The sequence below is a fragment of the Streptomyces sp. NPDC055025 genome (assembly GCF_053608565.1).
In genome coordinates, this window is the sequence record NZ_JBSGVS010000062.1 from 37429 (window position 1) to 55572 (window position 18144).

The following is an 18144-nucleotide window of genomic DNA, read 5'->3' on the forward strand; positions in this document are numbered from 1 at the left end:
CTCGGACGACGGTCCGGGGCGCGGCCCCGGTCCGTCGGTGTGACCGGCCCGGACCCCGGGCCGGCCGGCGTCCCTTCCGTCGCGGGACGGGCCCAGGGTGCCGGGGCCGGGTACGGGAGGGCCGGGTGCCGGGTGCCGGGCCCCGGATGCCGGGAAGCGATCGGCCGGGTCCGGGTCCGGGTCAGCCGATGTCCGGGGGGTCGATCCTTACGCGTACGGGATCGCCGCCGCCCCGGGCTAGACGGGCCGCCTGCGCCGACTTCAGGGCTCCCGCCAGGGCCGCGCCGCTGCCCGGTGGTACCCGTAGCAGCGCTCGCTCCCAGTGCTCCCCCGGCGGCGGATCGCCCTGCCTGCGCGGTCTGCCCGGGTCCGTCGGCGGCAGCGGTACGGGGCCGAGCACCTCGGCGTCCTGCGGCAGCCCGGCCGCGGCCAGGAATGTGCTCACCGCCTCCGCCCGGCCCGTCACCGCCGCCATCCGCGACACCGGCGGGAACCCCAGCTCGGCCCGCTCGGCCAGCTCACGCCGCGCGTGCCCCACCGGATCCCAGCGCACCAGCGCCTGCACCGGCCGCAGGGTGGGCTCGGCGACGACCACGACCGTGCCGCCCTCGCTCTGTCCGCGCACCAGGGCGGCGGCCTGTATCCAGCGGCGCAGGGCTTCCTCGCCCGCCCGCAGGTCCGGCCGTCCGAGCATCGCCCAGCCGTCGAGCAGCAGCGCCGCCGCGTAACCGCCCTCGGCCACCGGCTCGGCGCCCGGCGTGCTGACCACGAGCGCGGGGCGGCCCGGTACGGAGTCGAGGACATGGTCCCGGCCGGACGTACGGACGGGGACGGCGGGAAACGCCCGGCCCAGCTCCTCCGCCGTCCGCCGCGCCCCTACGATCTGCGCGCGCAACCGCGTACCGCCGCACTCCGCGCAGTGCCAGCCCGGTTCGTCACGGCCGCACCAGGCGCACCGCAGCTCCCGCTCCCGGGGTGCCTCCAGCGGTCCGGCGCAGTGGCGGCATCGGGCGGGCGTACGGCAGCGTTCGCACGCCAGCCGGGGTACATAGCCGCGTCGGGGCACCTGCACCAGCACCGGGCCGCTCTTCAGCCCGTCCCTGACCGCCTGCCAGGCGAGGCTGGGCAACCGGGCCGCGCGGGCCGCCTCGTCCCGCGCCAGTTCGCCGTCGCCGACGGTACGGACGAGGGGCGCGGCGATACGCACCCGCTCCCGGGGGGCCGTCAGCGGCAGCGCCCAGCCCGTACCGACGAGCTGCGCCGCCTCGACGGTGCATCCCGTACCGCCCAGCAGGAAGCCGCACTTGTCGTGCGCGGCGCGCAGCAGCAGGACTTCGCGGGCGTGCGGCTGGGGCGCGTGCTGCTCGCTGTGGCTGCCGTCGCCGTCGTCCCAGATGGCCACCAGCCCGAGATCCCGGACCGGCGCGAACATCGCGGCACGGGTCCCGACGACCGCGCGCACGGCGCCGCGCCGTACCGCGAGCCACTCGCGGTAGCGCTTCTCGGGGCCCGCTTCGGCGGTGAGCAGCGCGTGCCGGCCGGTGCCCAGCAGTGCCGTGAGCGCCGCGTCGACCCGTGCGGCGACCCGCCCGTCCGGGACGACGACGAGCGCGCCCCGCCCGGAGGCGAGCGTCGCCGCCACCGCGCGTGCCAGTTCGTCCGCCCAGTACGGTCCGGGCAGCGCGGTCCATACGGCACGCGGCGCACCGCCGCCGGCGAGCGCGTCGAGGAACGCCGCCCCGTTGTCGTACCGCTCCCATGTCCCCGGCTCGGGCGCGGCCGGCGGCGGCAGCGGCTCGGGGGACGGCTTCGACTCGGCCCGCGCGTTCCTCGGCGGGATCGCGAGCTGGAGGACATCCGCGAGACTTCCCGCGTACCGGTCCGCCACGGCCCGCGCGAGCCCGAGCAGCTCGGCGCTGAGCACCGGCTCGGGCGAGACCACATCGGCCAGCGCGGCCAGCGGCCCCGTGTAGTCGGTGTCGGCCCGCCGCTCGACGACGAACCCGTCGATCAGACGCCCGCCCTCGCGCCGCCCGCCCCGCACCTGATGCGCCCCGGCCCCGAACCGCACCCGCACCCGCACCCCCGGCCGCGCCACCTCGTCCAGCTCCTCCGGCACGGCGTAGTCGAAGAACTGGTCGAGATGCAGCACCCCCTTGTTCACCACCACCCGCGCCACCGGCAACCCACCGGCCAGCGCGGCCCCCCGCCACGTCCGCGGCTTGGCCCGCGGCACCTTCGCCTTCCGCACACTCTCCCGAATGAGCGCAAGCTGCTCAGGCCCACCACCGGCGGGATCCCGAGACCGCCCGTCATCGCTGCTCACAGCTCCATACCTACCAGACCCCACCGACACTCCCACCTTCTGTGGTCGTCCCGCCCCACGCGCACGGAGCCGTGCCGCGGCGCACAGGGAACGGCCCCGGACCGTCCTGCGGTCCGGGGCCGTTGAAAGCCGGTGCGGGGCTCGGTGGGTCAGAGGCCCGCGGCCTCGCGGAGGGCGTCCACCCGGTCCGTGGTCTCCCAGGTGAACTCGGGGAGCTCGCGGCCGAAGTGGCCGTACGCCGCCGTCTGGGAGTAGATCGGGCGGAGCAGGTCGAGGTCGCGGATGATCGCGGCCGGGCGGAGGTCGAAGACCTGGCCGATGGCCTGCTCGATCTTCTCGGTGTCGACCGTGGCGGTGCCGAAGGTCTCGACGAAGAGACCGACCGGCTCGGCCTTGCCGATCGCGTAGGCGACCTGGACCTCGCAGCGTGAGGCCAGGCCCGCCGCCACGACGTTCTTCGCGACCCAGCGCATCGCGTACGCCGCGGAGCGGTCGACCTTCGACGGGTCCTTGCCGGAGAAGGCGCCGCCGCCGTGACGGGCCATGCCGCCGTAGGTGTCGATGATGATCTTGCGGCCGGTCAGACCGGCGTCGCCCATCGGGCCGCCGATCTCGAAGCGTCCGGTCGGGTTGACCAGCAGGCGGTAGCCCTCGGTCTCCAGCTTGATGCCGTCGTCGACCAGCTCCTGGAGGACGTGCTCGACGACGAACTCACGCACGTCGGGCGCGAGCAGCGAGTCCAGGTCGATGTCGGAGGCGTGCTGCGAGGAGACGACGACGGTGTCGAGCCGGACGGCCTTGTCGCCGTCGTACTCGATGGTGACCTGGGTCTTGCCGTCGGGGCGCAGATACGGGATGGTCCCGTTCTTGCGGACCTCGGAGAGACGGCGCGAGAGCCGGTGCGCGAGGTGGATCGGGAGCGGCATCAGCTCGGGCGTCTCGTCGCAGGCGTAGCCGAACATCAGGCCCTGGTCGCCGGCGCCCTGCTTGTCCAGCTCGTCCTCGTCACCTTCGACACGCTTCTCGTACGCCGTGTCGACGCCCTGGGCGATGTCGGGCGACTGCGCGCCGATGGACACCGAGACGCCGCAGGAGGCGCCGTCGAAGCCCTTCTTCGAGGAGTCGTAGCCGATCTCCAGGATCTTGTCCCGGACGAGCTGGGCGATCGGCGCGTAGGCCTTGGTCGTGACCTCGCCGGCCACATGGACCTGACCGGTGGTGATCAAGGTCTCCACGGCGACGCGGGAGGACGGGTCCTCCCGCAGGAGCGCGTCAAGAATGGTGTCGCTGATCTGGTCAGCGATCTTGTCGGGGTGACCTTCGGTCACGGACTCCGAGGTGAACAGACGGCGGGACACATCGCTCCCTGAGGTTGCAGCGGCTGCTGGCTGATCATTGGCGGACCGGCGGGGGGCTGCAGCCCCGCGACGGACCACGACCACTTTATCGGTCGTATGACACCACGGGGCGAAGTGTCTCGTTCTGTGGGAGTCCCGTCGCCCGCGGCACTGCATTATGCGATACCGCGATCGCCCCTGGCCAGGGCCCGCTGCGCCGGATTAGAGCAGTTCTCTAGTGCCGGGAACGGCTGCTCCGGAAGCACTTCCGGAAAAGGGGCCGACCGAAGGACACGCAACACAGAATTCACACGAGCCCCGGAATGTGTCACAACCGCACCCGTTCACTCCCCATTTCTCCCGTTCTCTCCACCGCCCGGTCGCCGTCGCTACCGCGGTTCGCCCTCCGGCTCCCGATCCGGCCCCGGACCGCCAGGACCGCGCCCCAGCCTCGGCACCACCAGATCCCAGACGACATCCGCGAGGGCCTCCTTCGGCCCGTAGGGCACCGGGGTCTCCCCGCCGTCCGCGGCCAGCACGACCGCTTCGTTCTCCTCCGTGCCGAAGGTCTTCCGCTCCCCCACCTCATTGACCACCAGCAGGTCGCACCCCTTGCGCAGCAGCTTGCGCCGGCCGTTCGCGAGCACGTCGTCCGTCTCCGCGGCGAAACCGACGATCACCTGGTCCCCGTGCGCGCGCTCGGCCGAGATCTCGGCGAGGATGTCCGGGTTGCGCAGCAGTGCGACCGGAGCGGGCTCCTCGCCGTCCTTCTTCTTGATCTTCCCCTCGGCGTACACGGCCGGCCTGAAGTCGGCGACGGCAGCCGCCATGACCACCGCGTCCGCCTCCGCCGCGGCCTTCAGCACCGCCTCCCTGAGCTGCACTGCCGTCCCGACATGGACCACATCGACACCCGCCGGGTCCGTCATCCCCGTATTGGCCTCGATCAGAGTGACCCTGGCTCCCCGGGCGGCCGCCGTACGGGCCAGCGCGAATCCCTGCTTGCCCGAGGAGCGGTTCCCCAGATAGCGCACGGGGTCGAGCGGCTCGCGCGTACCCCCCGCGCTGACCACGACATGGCGGCCCGCCAGATCCGGCTCCCGGGCACCGCGCGCCAGGACCCGGCGGCAGAGCTCGAAAATCTCGCCCGGATCGGGCAGCCGTCCCTTGCCGGTGTCGACACCGGTGAGCCGGCCGACCGCGGGCTCGATGACCACGGCCCCCCGGCGGCGCAGCGTCGCGACATTCTCCTGGGTGGCGGGATGCTCCCACATCTCCGTGTGCATGGCCGGGGCGAAGACGACCGGACAGCGGGCGGTGAGGAGCGTGCTGGTGAGCAGATCGTCGGCGAGACCGTGCGCCGCCTTGGCGAGCAGATCCGCGGTGGCCGGGGCGACGACCACCAGATCGGCGGACTGCCCGATCCGTACGTGCGGCACCTCATGGACATCGGCCCAGACCTCGGTGGAGACGGGATGGCCGGAGAGCGCCGACCAGGTCGCGGCCCCGACGAAACGCAGCGCGGCAGCGGTCGGCACGACCCGTACGTCATGGCCGGACTCGGTGAGTCCGCGCAGCAGCTCGCACGCCTTGTACGCGGCGATCCCGCCCGCGACCCCCAGAACGACCTTCGGCTTCTCCACCGTGTCTCCCCTCGATCTCTCGTAAGGACATGACACACCACAGGCCCGGCAGCGCGCTGCCGGGCCTGTGGATAAACGAGAGAAAGTGCGAATGTATGAACTACTGAGCCGGGCCCTCGATGGCCTCGGAGGTCAGCAGACCCGCGTTGATCTCGCGCAGGGCGATGGAGAGCGGCTTCTCGTGGACGTGGGTGTCCACCAGCGGACCGACGTACTCGAGCAGGCCTTCGCCGAGCTGCGAGTAGTACGCGTTGATCTGGCGCGCGCGCTTCGCCGCGTAGATCACGAGGCTGTACTTCGAGTCCGTGGCCTCGAGCAGCTCATCGATCGGCGGGTTGATGATGCCCTCGGGCGTGGTGATGGAAGAGGACACTCTCTAGCCTTCCGAAGAAAATTCAGGGAGATATCGGCGGCCCGGACCGGCGCCGCCGACGTGGGATTCCCGAATCGGGAAAAGCCCACAAAAGATCATGCAACTGCCATCAAGGCTAGCAGCTCACGCGCGACGTCCTCGACCGAGGTGTTGACCAGGGTCGTATCGAACTCCGACTCGGCGGCCAGTTCCACTTTGGCGGCCGCCAGGCGGCGCTCGATCACCTCGGGCGACTCGGTACCCCGGCCGGTGAGCCGGCGCACCAGCTCGTCCCAGCTCGGCGGGGCCAGAAAGATCAGCCGGGAATCGGACATCGATTCCTTGACCTGCCGGGCGCCCTGGAGATCGATCTCCAGGAGTACGGGCTCACCCGCGCCCAGCCGGTCGAGGACCGCCTGCCGCGGAGTGCCGTAACGGTGGCCCGCGAACTCCGCCCATTCCAGCAATTCACCATTGGCGACCAGTTTGTCGAACTCCTCGTCGGTGACAAAGAAGTACTGGACGCCGTGGCGTTCGCCGGGGCGCGGCTTTCTGGTGGTGGCCGACACCGAGAGCCATACCTCGGGGTGGACCTTGCGCATATGGGCGACGACCGTGCTCTTACCGACCCCGGAGGGGCCGGAGAGCACGGTCAGCCGCGGTCGTGCCTCTGCTGCCATGCAGCGATTATCCAGGTTCCCGGGAGTCTCCGGGAACGTCAGGCGCCGCTGCCGCCGAACTCGCGCTCAAGGGAGGCGATCTGGTTGGAGCCGAGACCTCGGACACGCCGGCTCTCGGAGATACCGAGCCGCTCCATGATCTGCTTGGCGCGGACCTTGCCCACGCCGGGCAGGGACTCGAGCAGTGCGGAGACCTTCATCTTCCCGATGACGTCATTCTCCTGGCCCTGCTTGATGACGTCATGGAGAGAGGCGCCGGAGTGCTTGAGTCGATTCTTGACCTCGGCCCGCTCCCGGCGAGCCGCGGCGGCCTTTTCGAGCGCGGCTGCGCGCTGTTCAGGGGTAAGGGGCGGAAGAGCCACGCCTACGTCACCTCGGATGTCGAACTGTCGGATACGGACCGGTGAGGAACCTGTTCGCCCCACACCAGGCGAGCAACGGGCAACGTACTGCACGTTGGCTCTCGACGGAGACTAGCGGCCAAGGCCGCTGGAGTCAGCGAGAACAGACGAAAAGTCCTGGTCAGCATCGATCGGGGGTGACATTTTGGTCATTTTGCCCAACTTTTTGGTCAGCGAACCCGACGAGAACCCCGCGACCGGCGTCCGCGTGTACGGGGCAAGCTCCCGCCGGGCGGGTACGTCCCGCCTCCCGCCACCCGCGCACGGGGCGGGTTTCGCGGCACCCGGCGCGGCACCCGGCGCGTGCGGACGCGAGGCGGAGGGGCATCCCCGTACCGGTCACACTCGGACGATCCCGGCAAGGCGGCAGTCATGCGTACAGGGCCCTACGAAGCGGACACGGCGGTCCGCACCTCGTCCGCGAACCGCCGCGCGGCCTCCCGAAGGGCACTGATGTCCGGACCGTGGCGCAGCACGCCCCGGCTGACGCTGGGCACCACCCGGCCCACCTCGGCGCCGAACAGGCCGGGCAGATCGGCGGGGGTCGCGCCCTGCGCGCCGATGCCGGGGGCGAGCAGCGGACCGTTGATCGCGAGATCCGCGCCCGCGCGCGCGAGGGTCGCCCCGACGACCGCGCCGACCGATCCGAGCGGCTCTGCACCCGCGTTCTCCGCGGCCATGTGGTCGAGCATGAGCTGTGCCACCGACCGCCCGTCGGGGGCGGTGGCGCGCTGCACCTCGCCGCCCTCCGGGTTGGAGGTGAGCGCGAGCACGAACACCCCGGCGCCCGAGACGGCCGCCGCGTCCAGCGCCGGCCGCAGGGATCCGAAGCCGAGGTACGGCGAGACCGTGACCGCGTCCGAGAAGAGCGGCGAGTCCTTGTCCAGGTACGTCGCCGCGTACGCGGCCATCGTCGAGCCGATGTCACCGCGCTTGGCGTCCATCAGGACCAGCGCCCCGGCCGCCCGAGCCTCCTCGACGGCCTTCTCCAGTACGGCGATACCGCGCGATCCGAAGCGCTCGAAGAACGCCGACTGCGGTTTGAGTACGGCCACCCGGTCGGCCAGAGCCTCCACCGTTGTACGGGTGAAGCGCTCCAGACCGGCGACATCGTCGCTCAGGCCCCAGGCCGTGAGCAGCGAGCCGTGCGGGTCGATGCCGACGCAGAGCTGTCCCCTGGTGTCCATGGCCTGCCGCAGCCGGGCACCGAAGGGCGCCTGCCCGTCCTGGCCGTCCCGTCGGCCCCGGTGACCCTGCCCGTCCTGCCGGCCCCGACGGTCCCCGTGCCCCTCGGGACCGGTGCCGGACAGTTCCTCGGTCATGCGGTCACCTTCCGGGTGTCTGCGCCGACGGCCTCGGCGAGCGTGCTGTACGGACTGACCCGGAGCCGGGCCGCTAGTCCCTTGTGGACGGCGCGGCTCCAGAACGGGCCCTCGTAGATGAAGGCGCTGTACCCCTGGACCAGCGTGGCACCGGCCAGAATGCGCTGCCAGGCGTCCTCGGCGTCCTCGATCCCGCCGACCCCGACCAGCGTGATCCGGTCGCCCACCCGCGCGTACAGCCGGCGCAGCACCTCCAGCGAGCGTGCTTTGAGGGGCGCGCCGGACAGTCCGCCGGCCTCCGCGATCAGCCCGGGGTCCGAGCGCAGCCCGAGCCCCTCGCGGGCGATGGTGGTGTTGGTGGCGATGATCCCGTCCAGACCGAGTTCGACGGCGAGGTCGGCCACGGCGTCGACGTCCTCGTCCGCGAGATCGGGCGCGATCTTGACCAGCAGCGGGACCCGGCGGCCGGTGACGGTACGGTCGGCCGCTTCCCGTACGGCGCTCAGCAGCGGCCTGAGCAGATCGACGGCCTGGAGGCTGCGCAGTCCGGGGGTGTTGGGCGAACTGACATTGACCACGAGATAGTCGGCGTGGCCCGCCAGCCGCTCCGTCGAGAGAACATAGTCCGCGACCGCCTCACTCTCGGGGACGACCTTGGTCTTGCCGATGTTGACGCCGACCGTCGTCCTGAAGACCGCCCTGCGGGCCCCCAGCCGGGCCGCCACGGCGGCCGAGCCCTCGTTGTTGAAGCCCATCCGGTTGACCAGGGCGCGGTCGGCCACGAGGCGGAAGAGCCGCCTCCTGGGGTTGCCCGGCTGCGGCTCGCCCGTGACCGTACCGATCTCGATGTGGTCGAAGCCGAGCATGGACATGCCGTCGATGGCCAGGGCGTTCTTGTCGAAGCCGGCGGCGAGTCCGAAGGGGCCGTGCATCCGCAGTCCGAACGCCTCGGTACGCAGTTCCCCGAAGCGCGGCGCGAGGGCCGCGGCGACGAACGTACGCAGCACGGGAACACGGGCCACGAACCGGATCCAGCCGACGGCGAGATGGTGGGCACGCTCCGTGTCCATCCGCCGGAAGACCAGCCTGAAGAAAATTCCGTACATGAAGTGGCTCTTCCCCCGGGCCTAGTCCTCGCGCGCCGCGGTCAGCCGCCGCGCGTGCTCCTGGAGCGAGCGGACACCGACCTCGCCGTGGTTGAGGGCGTCGATGCCCTGGACGGCGGCGGCCAGCGCCTGGACCGTCGTCAGACAGGGCACGGACCGCGCCACGGCGGCCGTACGGATCTCGTAGCCGTCGAGGCGGCCACCGGTCCCGTACGGGGTGTTGACGATGAGATCCACCTCGCCGTCGTGGATGAGCTGGACGATGGTCTTCTCGCCGTCCGGGCCCTCGCCCTCGCTCTGCTTGCGCACCACGACCGCGTGGATGCCGTTGCGCCTGAGGACCTCGGCGGTGCCGGAGGTGGCGAGCAGTTCGAAGCCGTGGGCGACCAGTTCACGCGCCGGGAAGATCATCGAGCGCTTGTCGCGGTTGGCGACGGAGATGAAGGCGCGGCCCTTGGTGGGCAGCGGGCCGTACGCTCCGGCCTGCGACTTGGCGTACGCCGTGCCGAAGGCCGAGTCGATGCCCATGACCTCGCCGGTGGAGCGCATCTCCGGGCCGAGGACGGTGTCCACCCCGCGCCCGTGGATGTCGCGGAAGCGCGACCACGGCATCACGGCCTCCTTGACCGAGATCGGCGCGTCGAGCGGCAGCGTGCCGCCGTCGCCCTGGGCAGGCAGCAGGCCCTCCGCGCGCAGTTCGGCGACGGTGGCGCCCAGCGAGATCCGGGCGGCGGCCTTGGCGAGCGGTACGGCGGTCGCCTTGGAGGTGAAGGGGACCGTACGGGAGGCGCGCGGGTTGGCCTCCAGGACGTACAGGATGTCCCCGGCCAGCGCGAACTGGATATTGATCAGTCCGCGGACCCCGACGCCCTTGGCGATGGCCTCCGTCGAGGCGCGCAGCCGCTTGATGTCGAAGCCGCCCAGGGTGATGGGCGGCAGGGCGCACGCCGAGTCGCCGGAGTGGATCCCGGCCTCCTCGATGTGCTCCATGACCCCGCCGAGATACAGCTCCGTACCGTCGTAGAGCGCGTCCACGTCGATCTCGATGGCGTCGTCGAGGAAGCGGTCCACGAGGACCGGCCGGGTGGGGCTGATCTCGGTGGACTCGGCGATGTACGAGGAGAGCCTGGTCTCGTCGTACACGATCTCCATGCCGCGTCCGCCGAGGACGTACGAGGGCCGCACCAGGACGGGGTAGCCGATCTCGTCGGCGATGGCCTTGGCCTCGGCGAAGGTGGTGGCGGTGCCGTGCTTGGGCGCGGGCAGTCCCGCCTCGGCGAGGACCCGGCCGAAGGCCCCGCGGTCCTCGGCCGCGTGGATCGCCTCGGGCGGCGTGCCGACGACCGGTACGCCGTTGTCCTTGAGCGCCTGGGCCAGACCGAGCGGGGTCTGGCCGCCGAGCTGGACGATGACACCCGCGACCGGGCCGGCCTGGGACTCGGCGTGCACGATCTCCAGGACGTCCTCCAGGGTGAGCGGCTCGAAGTAGAGCCGGTCGGAGGTGTCGTAGTCGGTGGAGACGGTCTCCGGGTTGCAGTTGACCATCACGGTCTCGTATCCGGCCTCGCTCAGCGCGAAGGAGGCGTGGACACAGGAGTAGTCGAACTCGATGCCCTGGCCGATCCGGTTGGGTCCCGAACCGAGGATGATCACGGCGGGCTTCTCGCGCGGGGCGACCTCGCTCTCCTCGTCGTACGAGGAGTAGAAGTACGGGGTCTTCGCGGCGAACTCGGCGGCGCAGGTGTCCACCGTCTTGTAGACCGGGCGCACCCCGAGGGCGTGCCTGACCTCGCGGACCACATCCTCGCGCAGACCGCGGATCCCGGCGATCTGCTGGTCGGAGAAGCCGTGCCGCTTGGCCTCGGCGAGCAGTTCGGGCGAGAGCCGCTCGGCGCCGGCCAGCTCGTCGGCGTACTCCTTGATCAGGAAGAGCTGGTCGACGAACCACGGGTCGATCTTCGTCGCCTCGAAGACCTCTTCCTGGGTGGCGCCCGCGCGGATGGCCCGCATGACGGTGTTGATCCGCCCGTCGGTGGGCACCTTGGCGGTCTCCAGGAGCGCGTCCTTGGCGCCCGGCCCCACGATGCCGGGGTCGTCGCCGAAGGAGAACTGGCTGCCCGCCTTCTCCAGCGAGCGCAGCGCCTTCTGGAGCGCCTCGGTGAAGTTACGGCCGATGGCCATGGCCTCGCCGACCGACTTCATGGTGGTGGTGAGGCTGGCGTCGGCGGCCGGGAACTTCTCGAAGGCGAAGCGGGGCACCTTGACGACGACATAGTCCAGTGTCGGCTCGAAGGACGCCGGGGTCTTCTCGGTGATGTCGTTGGGGATCTCGTCCAGCGTGTAGCCGACGGCGAGCCGGGCGGCGATCTTCGCGATCGGGAATCCGGTGGCCTTGGAGGCGAGCGCGGAGGAACGGGAGACGCGCGGGTTCATCTCGATGACGATGACCCGGCCGTCCTCGGGGTTCACCGCGAACTGGATGTTGCAGCCGCCGGTGTCGACACCGACCTCGCGGATCACGGCGATGCCGATGTCCCGCAGGATCTGGTACTCGCGGTCGGTGAGCGTCATCGCGGGCGCGACGGTGATCGAGTCGCCCGTGTGCACACCCATCGGGTCGAAGTTCTCGATGGAGCAGACGACCACGACATTGTCGTTCTTGTCGCGCATCAGCTCCAGTTCGTACTCCTTCCAGCCGAGGATGGACTCCTCCAGGAGCACCTCGGTGGTCGGGGAGAGCATCAGGCCCTGTCCGGCGATCCGGCGCAGTTCCGCCTCGTCGTGCGCGAAGCCGGAGCCCGCGCCGCCCATGGTGAAGGAGGGGCGGACGACGACGGGATAGCCGCCGAGCGTCCCGACCCCGGCCACGACATCGTCCATGGAGTGGCAGATGACCGAGCGCGCGGACTCGCCGTGCCCGATCTTCGTGCGGACGGCCTCGACGACCTCCTTGAAGAGATCGCGGTCCTCGCCCTTGTTGATCGCCTCGACATTGGCGCCGATCAGCTCGACGCCGTACTTGTCGAGGGTGCCCGCGTCGTGGAGGGAGATCGCGGTGTTGAGCGCGGTCTGACCGCCCAGGGTGGGCAGCAGCGCGTCGGGGCGCTCCTTGGCGATGATCTTCTCGACGAAGTCCGGGGTGATCGGTTCGACATAGGTGGCGTCGGCGATCTCCGGGTCCGTCATGATCGTGGCGGGGTTGGAGTTGACCAGGATGACGCGCAGGCCCTCGGCCTTGAGGACGCGGCAGGCCTGGGTGCCGGAGTAGTCGAACTCGGCGGCCTGGCCGATGACGATCGGTCCTGAACCGATGACCAGGACGGACTGGATATCGGTGCGCTTAGGCACGCTGGTCCTCCATCAGGGATACGAAGCGGTCGAAGAGGTACGCGGCGTCGTGCGGGCCCGCGGCCGCCTCGGGGTGGTACTGGACGCTGAAGACCGGCCGGTCGAGCAGCCTGAGCCCCTCGACCACGTTGTCGTTGAGGCAGACGTGGGAGACCTCGGCGCGGCCGTAGGGGGTCTCGGAGACCTGGTCGAGCGGGGCGTCCACGGCGAATCCGTGGTTGTGCGCGGTCACCTCGACCTTTCCCGTCGTCCGGTCCTGCACCGGCTGGTTGATGCCGCGGTGGCCGTACTTCAGCTTGTACGTGCCGAAGCCGAGCGCGCGGCCGAGGAGCTGATTGCCGAAGCAGATGCCGAAGAGCGGGGTGCCGCGCTCCAGGACGCCCTTGACGACGGTGAGATCGGCGGTCGCCGGGTCGCCGGGGCCGTTGGAGAGGAAGACCCCGTCGGGGGCGGTCGCGTACACCTCGTCGAGCGTGGCGGTGGCGGGCAGGACATGCACCTCGATACCGCGCTCGGCCATCCGGTGCGGGGTCATGCCCTTGATGCCCAGGTCCAGCGCGGCGACGGTGAAGCGCTTCCGGCCTATGGCGGGCACGACGTACGAACGCGCGGTGGCGACCTCGGCGGAGAGATCGGCGCCGCACATCTCCGGGACCGCCTGGACGCGCGCGAGCAGTGCGGCCTCGTCGGCGAGCGCCTCGCCGGAGAAGATCCCGACGCGCATCGCGCCGCGCTCGCGCAGATGGCGGGTGAGCGCGCGGGTGTCGATACCGCTGATGCCGACGACGCCCTGGGCGACGAGTTCCTCGTCGAGCGAGCGCCGTGAGCGCCAGTTGGACGGCGTGCGCGCGGGGTCGCGTACGACATAGCCGGCGACCCAGATCCGCCGGGACTCAGGGTCCTCGTCGTTGACACCGGTGTTGCCGACGTGCGGGGCGGTCATCACGACCACCTGGCGGTGGTACGACGGGTCGGTGAGGGTCTCCTGGTAGCCGGTCATTCCGGTGGAGAACACCGCCTCGCCGAAGGTCTCCCCCACGGCCCCGTAGGCACGGCCGCGGAAGCTGCGGCCGTCCTCCAGGACGAGTACGGCGGGAGACGCCTGGGCGCGGGCGGTTCCCCGGGTGGAGGTGGTCATCGTGCGGGGCCTTCCGTCGTGACGGGTGTGACTTTCATGGTGTCCGTGGCGCTCCCGGCGCGGGCCGTGGCGCTCATGCCGGTGTCCTTGGCGCTCCCGGCGGCACGGGGCGGGGAGTTGACGGCCTCGACCCAGGCGGTGTGCTCGGCGGAGCGGTCGGAGCGGAAGCCCGAGTCGATCAGCGTGCCGCCGTGCTCCCAGGTGATGATCAGCAGTCCGCCCTCGGCGAGGACCTTGCCCGCGATGCCCTTGTCGAGCCGGGCCTCACGGAGCTGTGCGGCGGGGATGAAGAAGTCGTCGGCGCCGGGGCGTACGACCTCCACTCCCGCGTCGGTGAGCGTCAGCTCCACCCGGCTGCGGGCGCCCAGGCCATGGGCCACGATGCGGTCGAGCCACTGTCCCGCCGTGGTGGAGCCGTGGTAGCGGCCGGTCAGGGCCAGCGTGGCGGTGCCCGCCGTACGGTCCGTGCCCGCCGTGGCGGGCGCGGTGGGCAGCTCGGGCAGCCCGGACTGGAGACTGCCGCGCCACTTCCAGCCCTGGCGCATCAGCCAGTACACGAGCGCGATGAAGAGCAGCAGACCGACGACCCAGCCGGTCCGGGCGGCCCAGTCGGTGACCTCCGCCGACTTCTGCTCGGCGGCCAGGGGGACCGGAGGGAGATGAACCATCGCACTTGTCACGCCAGATTCCCGTCGACGACCGTGGCGCGGCCCCGGAGGAAGGTGTGGGTGACGCGTCCTGGCAGCTCACGGCCCTGGTAGGGGGTGTTGCGGCTGCGGGAGGCGAAGCCCGCCGGGTCCACGGAACCACGGTATGCCGGATCGACCAGGGTGAGGTTGGCGGGCTCGCCCACCGAGACGGGACGCCCGTGGCCCGTGAGACGGCCGATACGGGCCGGCCGGAACGACATCCGGTCGGCCACCCCCGCCCAGTCCAGCAGCCCGGTCTCCACCATGGTCTCCTGGACGACCGACAGCGCCGTCTCCAGACCGACCATGCCCATGGCGGCGGCGGCCCACTCGCAGTCCTTGTCCTCGTGCGGATGCGGGGCGTGGTCGGTGGCGACGCAGTCGATCGTGCCGTCCGCGAGCGCCGCGCGCAGCGCCTGTACGTCCGCCTCCGTGCGCAGCGGCGGGTTCACCTTGTAGACGGGGTCGTAGGTGCGGACCAGCTCGTCGGTGAGAAGGAGATGGTGCGGGGTGACCTCGGCCGTGACATTCCAGCCCTTGGACTTCGCCCAGCGCACCAGCTCCACGGATCCGGCCGTCGACAGATGGCAGATGTGCACCCGGGAGCCGACATGGGCGGCGAGCAGCACATCGCGGGCGATGACCGACTCCTCGGCGACGGCCGGCCAGCCGCCGAGCCCCAGCTCGGCGGAGACGACGCCCTCGTTCATCTGCGCGCCCTCGGTCAGCCGCGGCTCCTGGGCGTGCTGCGCGATCACCCCGTCGAACGCCTTCACGTACTCCAGCGCCCGCCGCATGATCACGGCGTCGTCCACGCACTTGCCGTCGTCCGAGAAGACCCGCACCTGGGCGGCGGAGTCGTGCATGGCGCCCAGTTCCGCGAGGTGCTTGCCCGCCAGCCCGACGGTCACCGCGCCGACCGGCTGGACATCGCAGTAGCCGTACTCCCGGCCCAGCCGCCAGACCTGCTCCACCACACCGGCCGTATCGGCCACGGGGAAGGTGTTGGCCATGGCGTGGACGGCGGTGAAGCCTCCGACGGCGGCGGCGCGGGTGCCCGTCAGGACGGTCTCCGAGTCCTCACGGCCGGGCTCGCGCAGATGGGTGTGCAGATCGACCAGACCGGGCAGCAGGACGCGCCCCTCGGCCGCCACGACCGTGGCGTCGCCGGCGTCCAGTCCCGTACCCGTCGCCGCGATGGTCTCACCGTCGATCAGTACGTCCCGCGGCTCGCCGCCGAGCACCCGCGCGCCCCTGATAAGGATCTTGCTCATGGTTACCTGTTCTCCTCGTTACGCGCGGGAATGTGTGACGGCGGACTCGTTGCCGCCCAGCAGCAGATAGAGCACGGCCATCCGGATCGAGACACCGTTGGCGACCTGCTCGACGGCCGTGCAGCGGTCGGAGTCGGCGACCTCGGCGGTGATCTCCATACCGCGGTTCATCGGGCCCGGGTGCATCACGACGGAGTCCTCGGGCATCCGGCTCATCCGGTCGCCGTCCAGCCCGTAGCGGCGGGAGTACTCGCGCTCGGTCGGGAAGAACGCGGCGTTCATCCGCTCCCGCTGCACCCGCAGCATCATCACGGCGTCGGACGTGGGCAGCACCCGGTCCAGGTCGTACGAGACCTCGCACGGCCAGCCCTCGACGCCGATCGGTACGAGTGTGGGCGGGGCGACCACCGTGACCTGGGCGCCGAGCGTGTGCAGCAGCAGGATGTTCGAGCGGGCGACCCGGCTGTGCAGCACATCGCCGACGATGGTGACCCGCCGCCCGTCGAGACCGCGCCCCGTGCCCTGGTCGGCGCCGACCAGCCGGCGGCGCAGGGTGAAGGCGTCCAGCAGCGCCTGGGTGGGGTGTTCATGGGTGCCGTCGCCCGCGTTGACGACCGCGCCGTCGATCCAGCCGGAGGTGGCGAGCCGGTAGGGGGCACCGGACGCGGGGTGCCGGATGACAACGGCGTCGGCGCCCATCGCCTCCAGGGTCAGCGCGGTGTCCTTGAGCGACTCGCCCTTGGAGACGGACGAGCCCTTGGCGGAGAAGTTGATGACATCGGCCGACAGACGCTTGGCCGCGGCCTCGAAGGAGATCCGGGTGCGGGTGGAGTCCTCGAAGAAGAGATTCACGACCGTACGGCCGCGCAGGGTCGGCAGCTTCTTGATGGGCCGGTCGGCGACCCGGGCCATCTCCTCCGCGGTGTCGAGGATCAGCACGGCGTCGTCACGGCTGAGATCGCCCGCCGAGATGAGATGGCCGGGTGTGCGGGCGTTTGCCCCTGGGAGGCGCAGCATCGGGAGAGTGCTCCGGTGTCTGGGTGTGCGGGCATGCGGGCGCCCGGAGGCGTCCGTACGGGGATCGGAGCGTACGGAAGCGGCCCTACCGCTCGCCGGACGCGAAGGGCCGCTGGAGGCCGAGCAGCACGGTGTCCCGGCCGTCCTCCTCGGCGAGCTGGACCTTGACCGTCTCCCGCAGCGAGGTGGGGATGTTCTTGCCGACGTAGTCGGCGCGGATCGGCAGCTCGCGGTGGCCGCGGTCGACGAGGACGGCGAGCTGGACGGCGCGGGGCCGGCCGATGTCGCCGAGGGCGTCGAGGGCGGCGCGGATGGTCCGGCCGGAGAAGAGCACATCGTCGACGAGGACCACGAGACGTCCGTCGACCCCGTCGGCGGGAATGTCGGTACGGGCCAGCGCACGGGCCGGACGCAGCCGCAGATCGTCGCGGTACATGGTGATGTCGAGGGAGCCGACCGGGATCGAGCGTCCCGTGATCTCCGCGAGCTTGTCGGCCAGCCGGCGGGCCAGGAAGACCCCGCGGGTCGGAATGCCGAGCAGCACCACGTCGTCGGCGCCCTTGGCGCGTTCGACGATCTCGTGGGCGATACGGGTCAGGACCCGTGCGATGTCGGGGGCCTCCAGCACGGGGCGCGCGGCGCCGGAGCTGTCGGCCGGGGAGTCCGGCGTGTCTGTGTCCATACGAAACGGACCTCCTTCTCCGCCTCACGGGACGGACTTTAAAGGACGTCGAAATTACGCCACCCAGGCTAGCAGGGCGTCCGTCGAACACCTGGTGGCACCCCCTCGGAAGGCAGTCAGGAAGCGGCGGGAGGCCCCTCGGGGAGCCGCTCGCGGATCCCTCGGCTTGACGCATCCAAGTAACGCTGCGTAACCTCACAGTGAGTTACCAGACTTCGTCCGGGGAGCTATATGTCCAGCGAATACGCAAAGCAGCTCGGGGCCAAACTCCGCGCCATCCGCACCCAGCAGGGCCTCTCGCTCCATGGCGTGGAGGAGAAGTCCCAGGGCCGCTGGAAGGCCGTGGTGGTCGGTTCGTACGAGCGTGGCGACCGTGCCGTGACGGTGCAGCGCCTCGCCGAGCTGGCGGATTTCTACGGGGTCCCCGTGCAGGAACTGCTTCCTGGCACGACGCCCGGCGGAGCCGCCGAGCCGCCGCCGAAGCTCGTCCTCGACCTGGAGCGGCTCGCCCATGTGCCGCAGGAGAAGGCGGGCCCGCTCCAGCGGTACGCGGCGACGATCCAGAGCCAGCGCGGCGACTACAACGGCAAGGTGCTGTCGATCCGCCAGGACGATCTGCGCACCCTGGCCGTGATCTATGACCAGTCGCCGTCGGTCCTGACCGAGCAGCTCATCAGCTGGGGCGTTCTCGACGCGGACGCCCGCCGCGCGGTGGCCCACGAAGAGGGCTGACCAACCCACCACATATCAGCAGAAACGTCACCTCCGGGGGGACGGTCCCGCGCTGCCCGCGGGGCCGTCCCCCGGCGCGTCCGGCCCGCCCGTACCC

Annotated in this window: 15 protein-coding genes; 1 reads left to right on the top strand and 14 read right to left on the bottom strand. The window is 71.1% G+C overall.

Annotated features, from left to right (window positions below; translation table 11 throughout):
- Positions 1-181 precede the first annotated feature (181 nt).
- From ACWGDX_RS30990 to pyrR, 14 genes are all read right to left on the bottom strand, one after another.
- Positions 182-2326: a primosomal protein N' gene (locus tag ACWGDX_RS30990; RefSeq protein WP_453630922.1), complete on the bottom strand. Its 2145-nt coding sequence runs from the start codon at positions 2324-2326 to the stop codon at positions 182-184.
- A 149-nt stretch (positions 2327-2475) separates the two neighbouring features.
- Entirely contained in the window at positions 2476-3684 is a 1209-nt protein-coding gene (gene metK, locus ACWGDX_RS30995; protein ID WP_453630924.1) for a methionine adenosyltransferase, read from the bottom strand.
- Positions 3685-4052: 368 nt separating this feature from the next.
- Entirely contained in the window at positions 4053-5306 is a 1254-nt protein-coding gene (gene coaBC, locus ACWGDX_RS31000; protein WP_453630926.1) for a bifunctional phosphopantothenoylcysteine decarboxylase/phosphopantothenate--cysteine ligase CoaBC, read from the bottom strand.
- Positions 5307-5406: 100 nt separating this feature from the next.
- A complete protein-coding gene (rpoZ, locus tag ACWGDX_RS31005) occupies positions 5407-5679 on the bottom strand; it encodes a DNA-directed RNA polymerase subunit omega (protein ID WP_003970369.1) in 273 nt (90 codons plus the stop codon).
- A 95-nt stretch (positions 5680-5774) separates the two neighbouring features.
- The gene (gene gmk, locus ACWGDX_RS31010) at positions 5775-6338 is read right to left on the bottom strand and encodes a guanylate kinase (RefSeq protein WP_365900583.1); all 564 of its coding nucleotides are present in this window, start codon (positions 6336-6338) and stop codon (positions 5775-5777) included.
- A gap of 38 nt (positions 6339-6376) precedes the next feature.
- A complete protein-coding gene (locus ACWGDX_RS31015; RefSeq protein WP_066954827.1) occupies positions 6377-6700 on the bottom strand; it encodes an integration host factor in 324 nt (107 codons plus the stop codon).
- Between the two features lie 425 nt (positions 6701-7125).
- Complete coding sequence (gene pyrF, locus ACWGDX_RS31020; protein WP_453630929.1) at positions 7126-8061, bottom strand: orotidine-5'-phosphate decarboxylase; 936 nt, start codon at positions 8059-8061, stop codon at positions 7126-7128.
- Positions 8058-9167, bottom strand: a complete 1110-nt coding sequence (locus tag ACWGDX_RS31025; protein WP_453630931.1) for a quinone-dependent dihydroorotate dehydrogenase — start codon at positions 9165-9167, stop codon at positions 8058-8060. The genes pyrF and ACWGDX_RS31025 overlap by 4 nt, the downstream gene beginning before the upstream one ends.
- 21 nt (positions 9168-9188) lie before the next feature.
- The gene (gene carB / locus ACWGDX_RS31030; protein WP_453630933.1) at positions 9189-12515 is read right to left on the bottom strand and encodes a carbamoyl-phosphate synthase large subunit; all 3327 of its coding nucleotides are present in this window, start codon (positions 12513-12515) and stop codon (positions 9189-9191) included.
- Positions 12508-13653, bottom strand: a complete 1146-nt coding sequence (gene carA / locus ACWGDX_RS31035) for a glutamine-hydrolyzing carbamoyl-phosphate synthase small subunit (RefSeq protein ID WP_453630935.1) — start codon at positions 13651-13653, stop codon at positions 12508-12510. The genes carB and carA overlap by 8 nt, the downstream gene beginning before the upstream one ends.
- Positions 13650-14321: a PH-like domain-containing protein gene (locus tag ACWGDX_RS31040; RefSeq protein ID WP_453630945.1), complete on the bottom strand. Its 672-nt coding sequence runs from the start codon at positions 14319-14321 to the stop codon at positions 13650-13652. The genes carA and ACWGDX_RS31040 overlap by 4 nt, the downstream gene beginning before the upstream one ends.
- 8 nt (positions 14322-14329) lie before the next feature.
- Positions 14330-15616 carry a dihydroorotase gene (locus ACWGDX_RS31045; protein ID WP_453630937.1) on the bottom strand — a complete coding sequence of 429 codons (1287 nt, stop codon included), beginning with the start codon at positions 15614-15616 and terminating at the stop codon, positions 14330-14332.
- Positions 15617-15634: 18 nt separating this feature from the next.
- Complete coding sequence (locus ACWGDX_RS31050) at positions 15635-16633, bottom strand: aspartate carbamoyltransferase catalytic subunit (protein ID WP_453630939.1); 999 nt, start codon at positions 16631-16633, stop codon at positions 15635-15637.
- Positions 16634-16718: 85 nt separating this feature from the next.
- Positions 16719-17315, bottom strand: a complete 597-nt coding sequence (gene pyrR / locus ACWGDX_RS31055; RefSeq protein ID WP_453630941.1) for a bifunctional pyr operon transcriptional regulator/uracil phosphoribosyltransferase PyrR — start codon at positions 17313-17315, stop codon at positions 16719-16721.
- A 231-nt stretch (positions 17316-17546) separates the two neighbouring features.
- On the opposite strand from pyrR, the gene bldD reads away from it, so the two are divergent.
- Positions 17547-18047, top strand: a complete 501-nt coding sequence (gene bldD, locus ACWGDX_RS31060; RefSeq protein WP_030355502.1) for a transcriptional regulator BldD — start codon at positions 17547-17549, stop codon at positions 18045-18047.
- Positions 18048-18144 lie beyond the last annotated feature (97 nt).

Bases quoted from the DNA above. Each gene is read 5' to 3' on its own strand.
- pyrR (WP_453630941.1), bottom strand. From the start codon at position 17,315: ATGGACACAGACACGCCGGACTCCCCGGCCGACAGCTCCGGCGCCGCG.
- ACWGDX_RS31040 (WP_453630945.1), bottom strand. From the start codon at position 14,321: ATGGTTCATCTCCCTCCGGTCCCCCTGGCCGCCGAGCAGAAGTCGGCG.
- ACWGDX_RS31045 (WP_453630937.1), bottom strand. From the start codon at position 15,616: ATGAGCAAGATCCTTATCAGGGGCGCGCGGGTGCTCGGCGGCGAGCCG.
- pyrF (WP_453630929.1), bottom strand. From the start codon at position 8,061: ATGACCGAGGAACTGTCCGGCACCGGTCCCGAGGGGCACGGGGACCGT.
- ACWGDX_RS31025 (WP_453630931.1), bottom strand. From the start codon at position 9,167: ATGTACGGAATTTTCTTCAGGCTGGTCTTCCGGCGGATGGACACGGAG.
- carA (WP_453630935.1), bottom strand. From the start codon at position 13,653: ATGACCACCTCCACCCGGGGAACCGCCCGCGCCCAGGCGTCTCCCGCC.
- bldD (WP_030355502.1), top strand. From the start codon at position 17,547: ATGTCCAGCGAATACGCAAAGCAGCTCGGGGCCAAACTCCGCGCCATC.
- gmk (WP_365900583.1), bottom strand. From the start codon at position 6,338: ATGGCAGCAGAGGCACGACCGCGGCTGACCGTGCTCTCCGGCCCCTCC.
- ACWGDX_RS31050 (WP_453630939.1), bottom strand. From the start codon at position 16,633: ATGCTGCGCCTCCCAGGGGCAAACGCCCGCACACCCGGCCATCTCATC.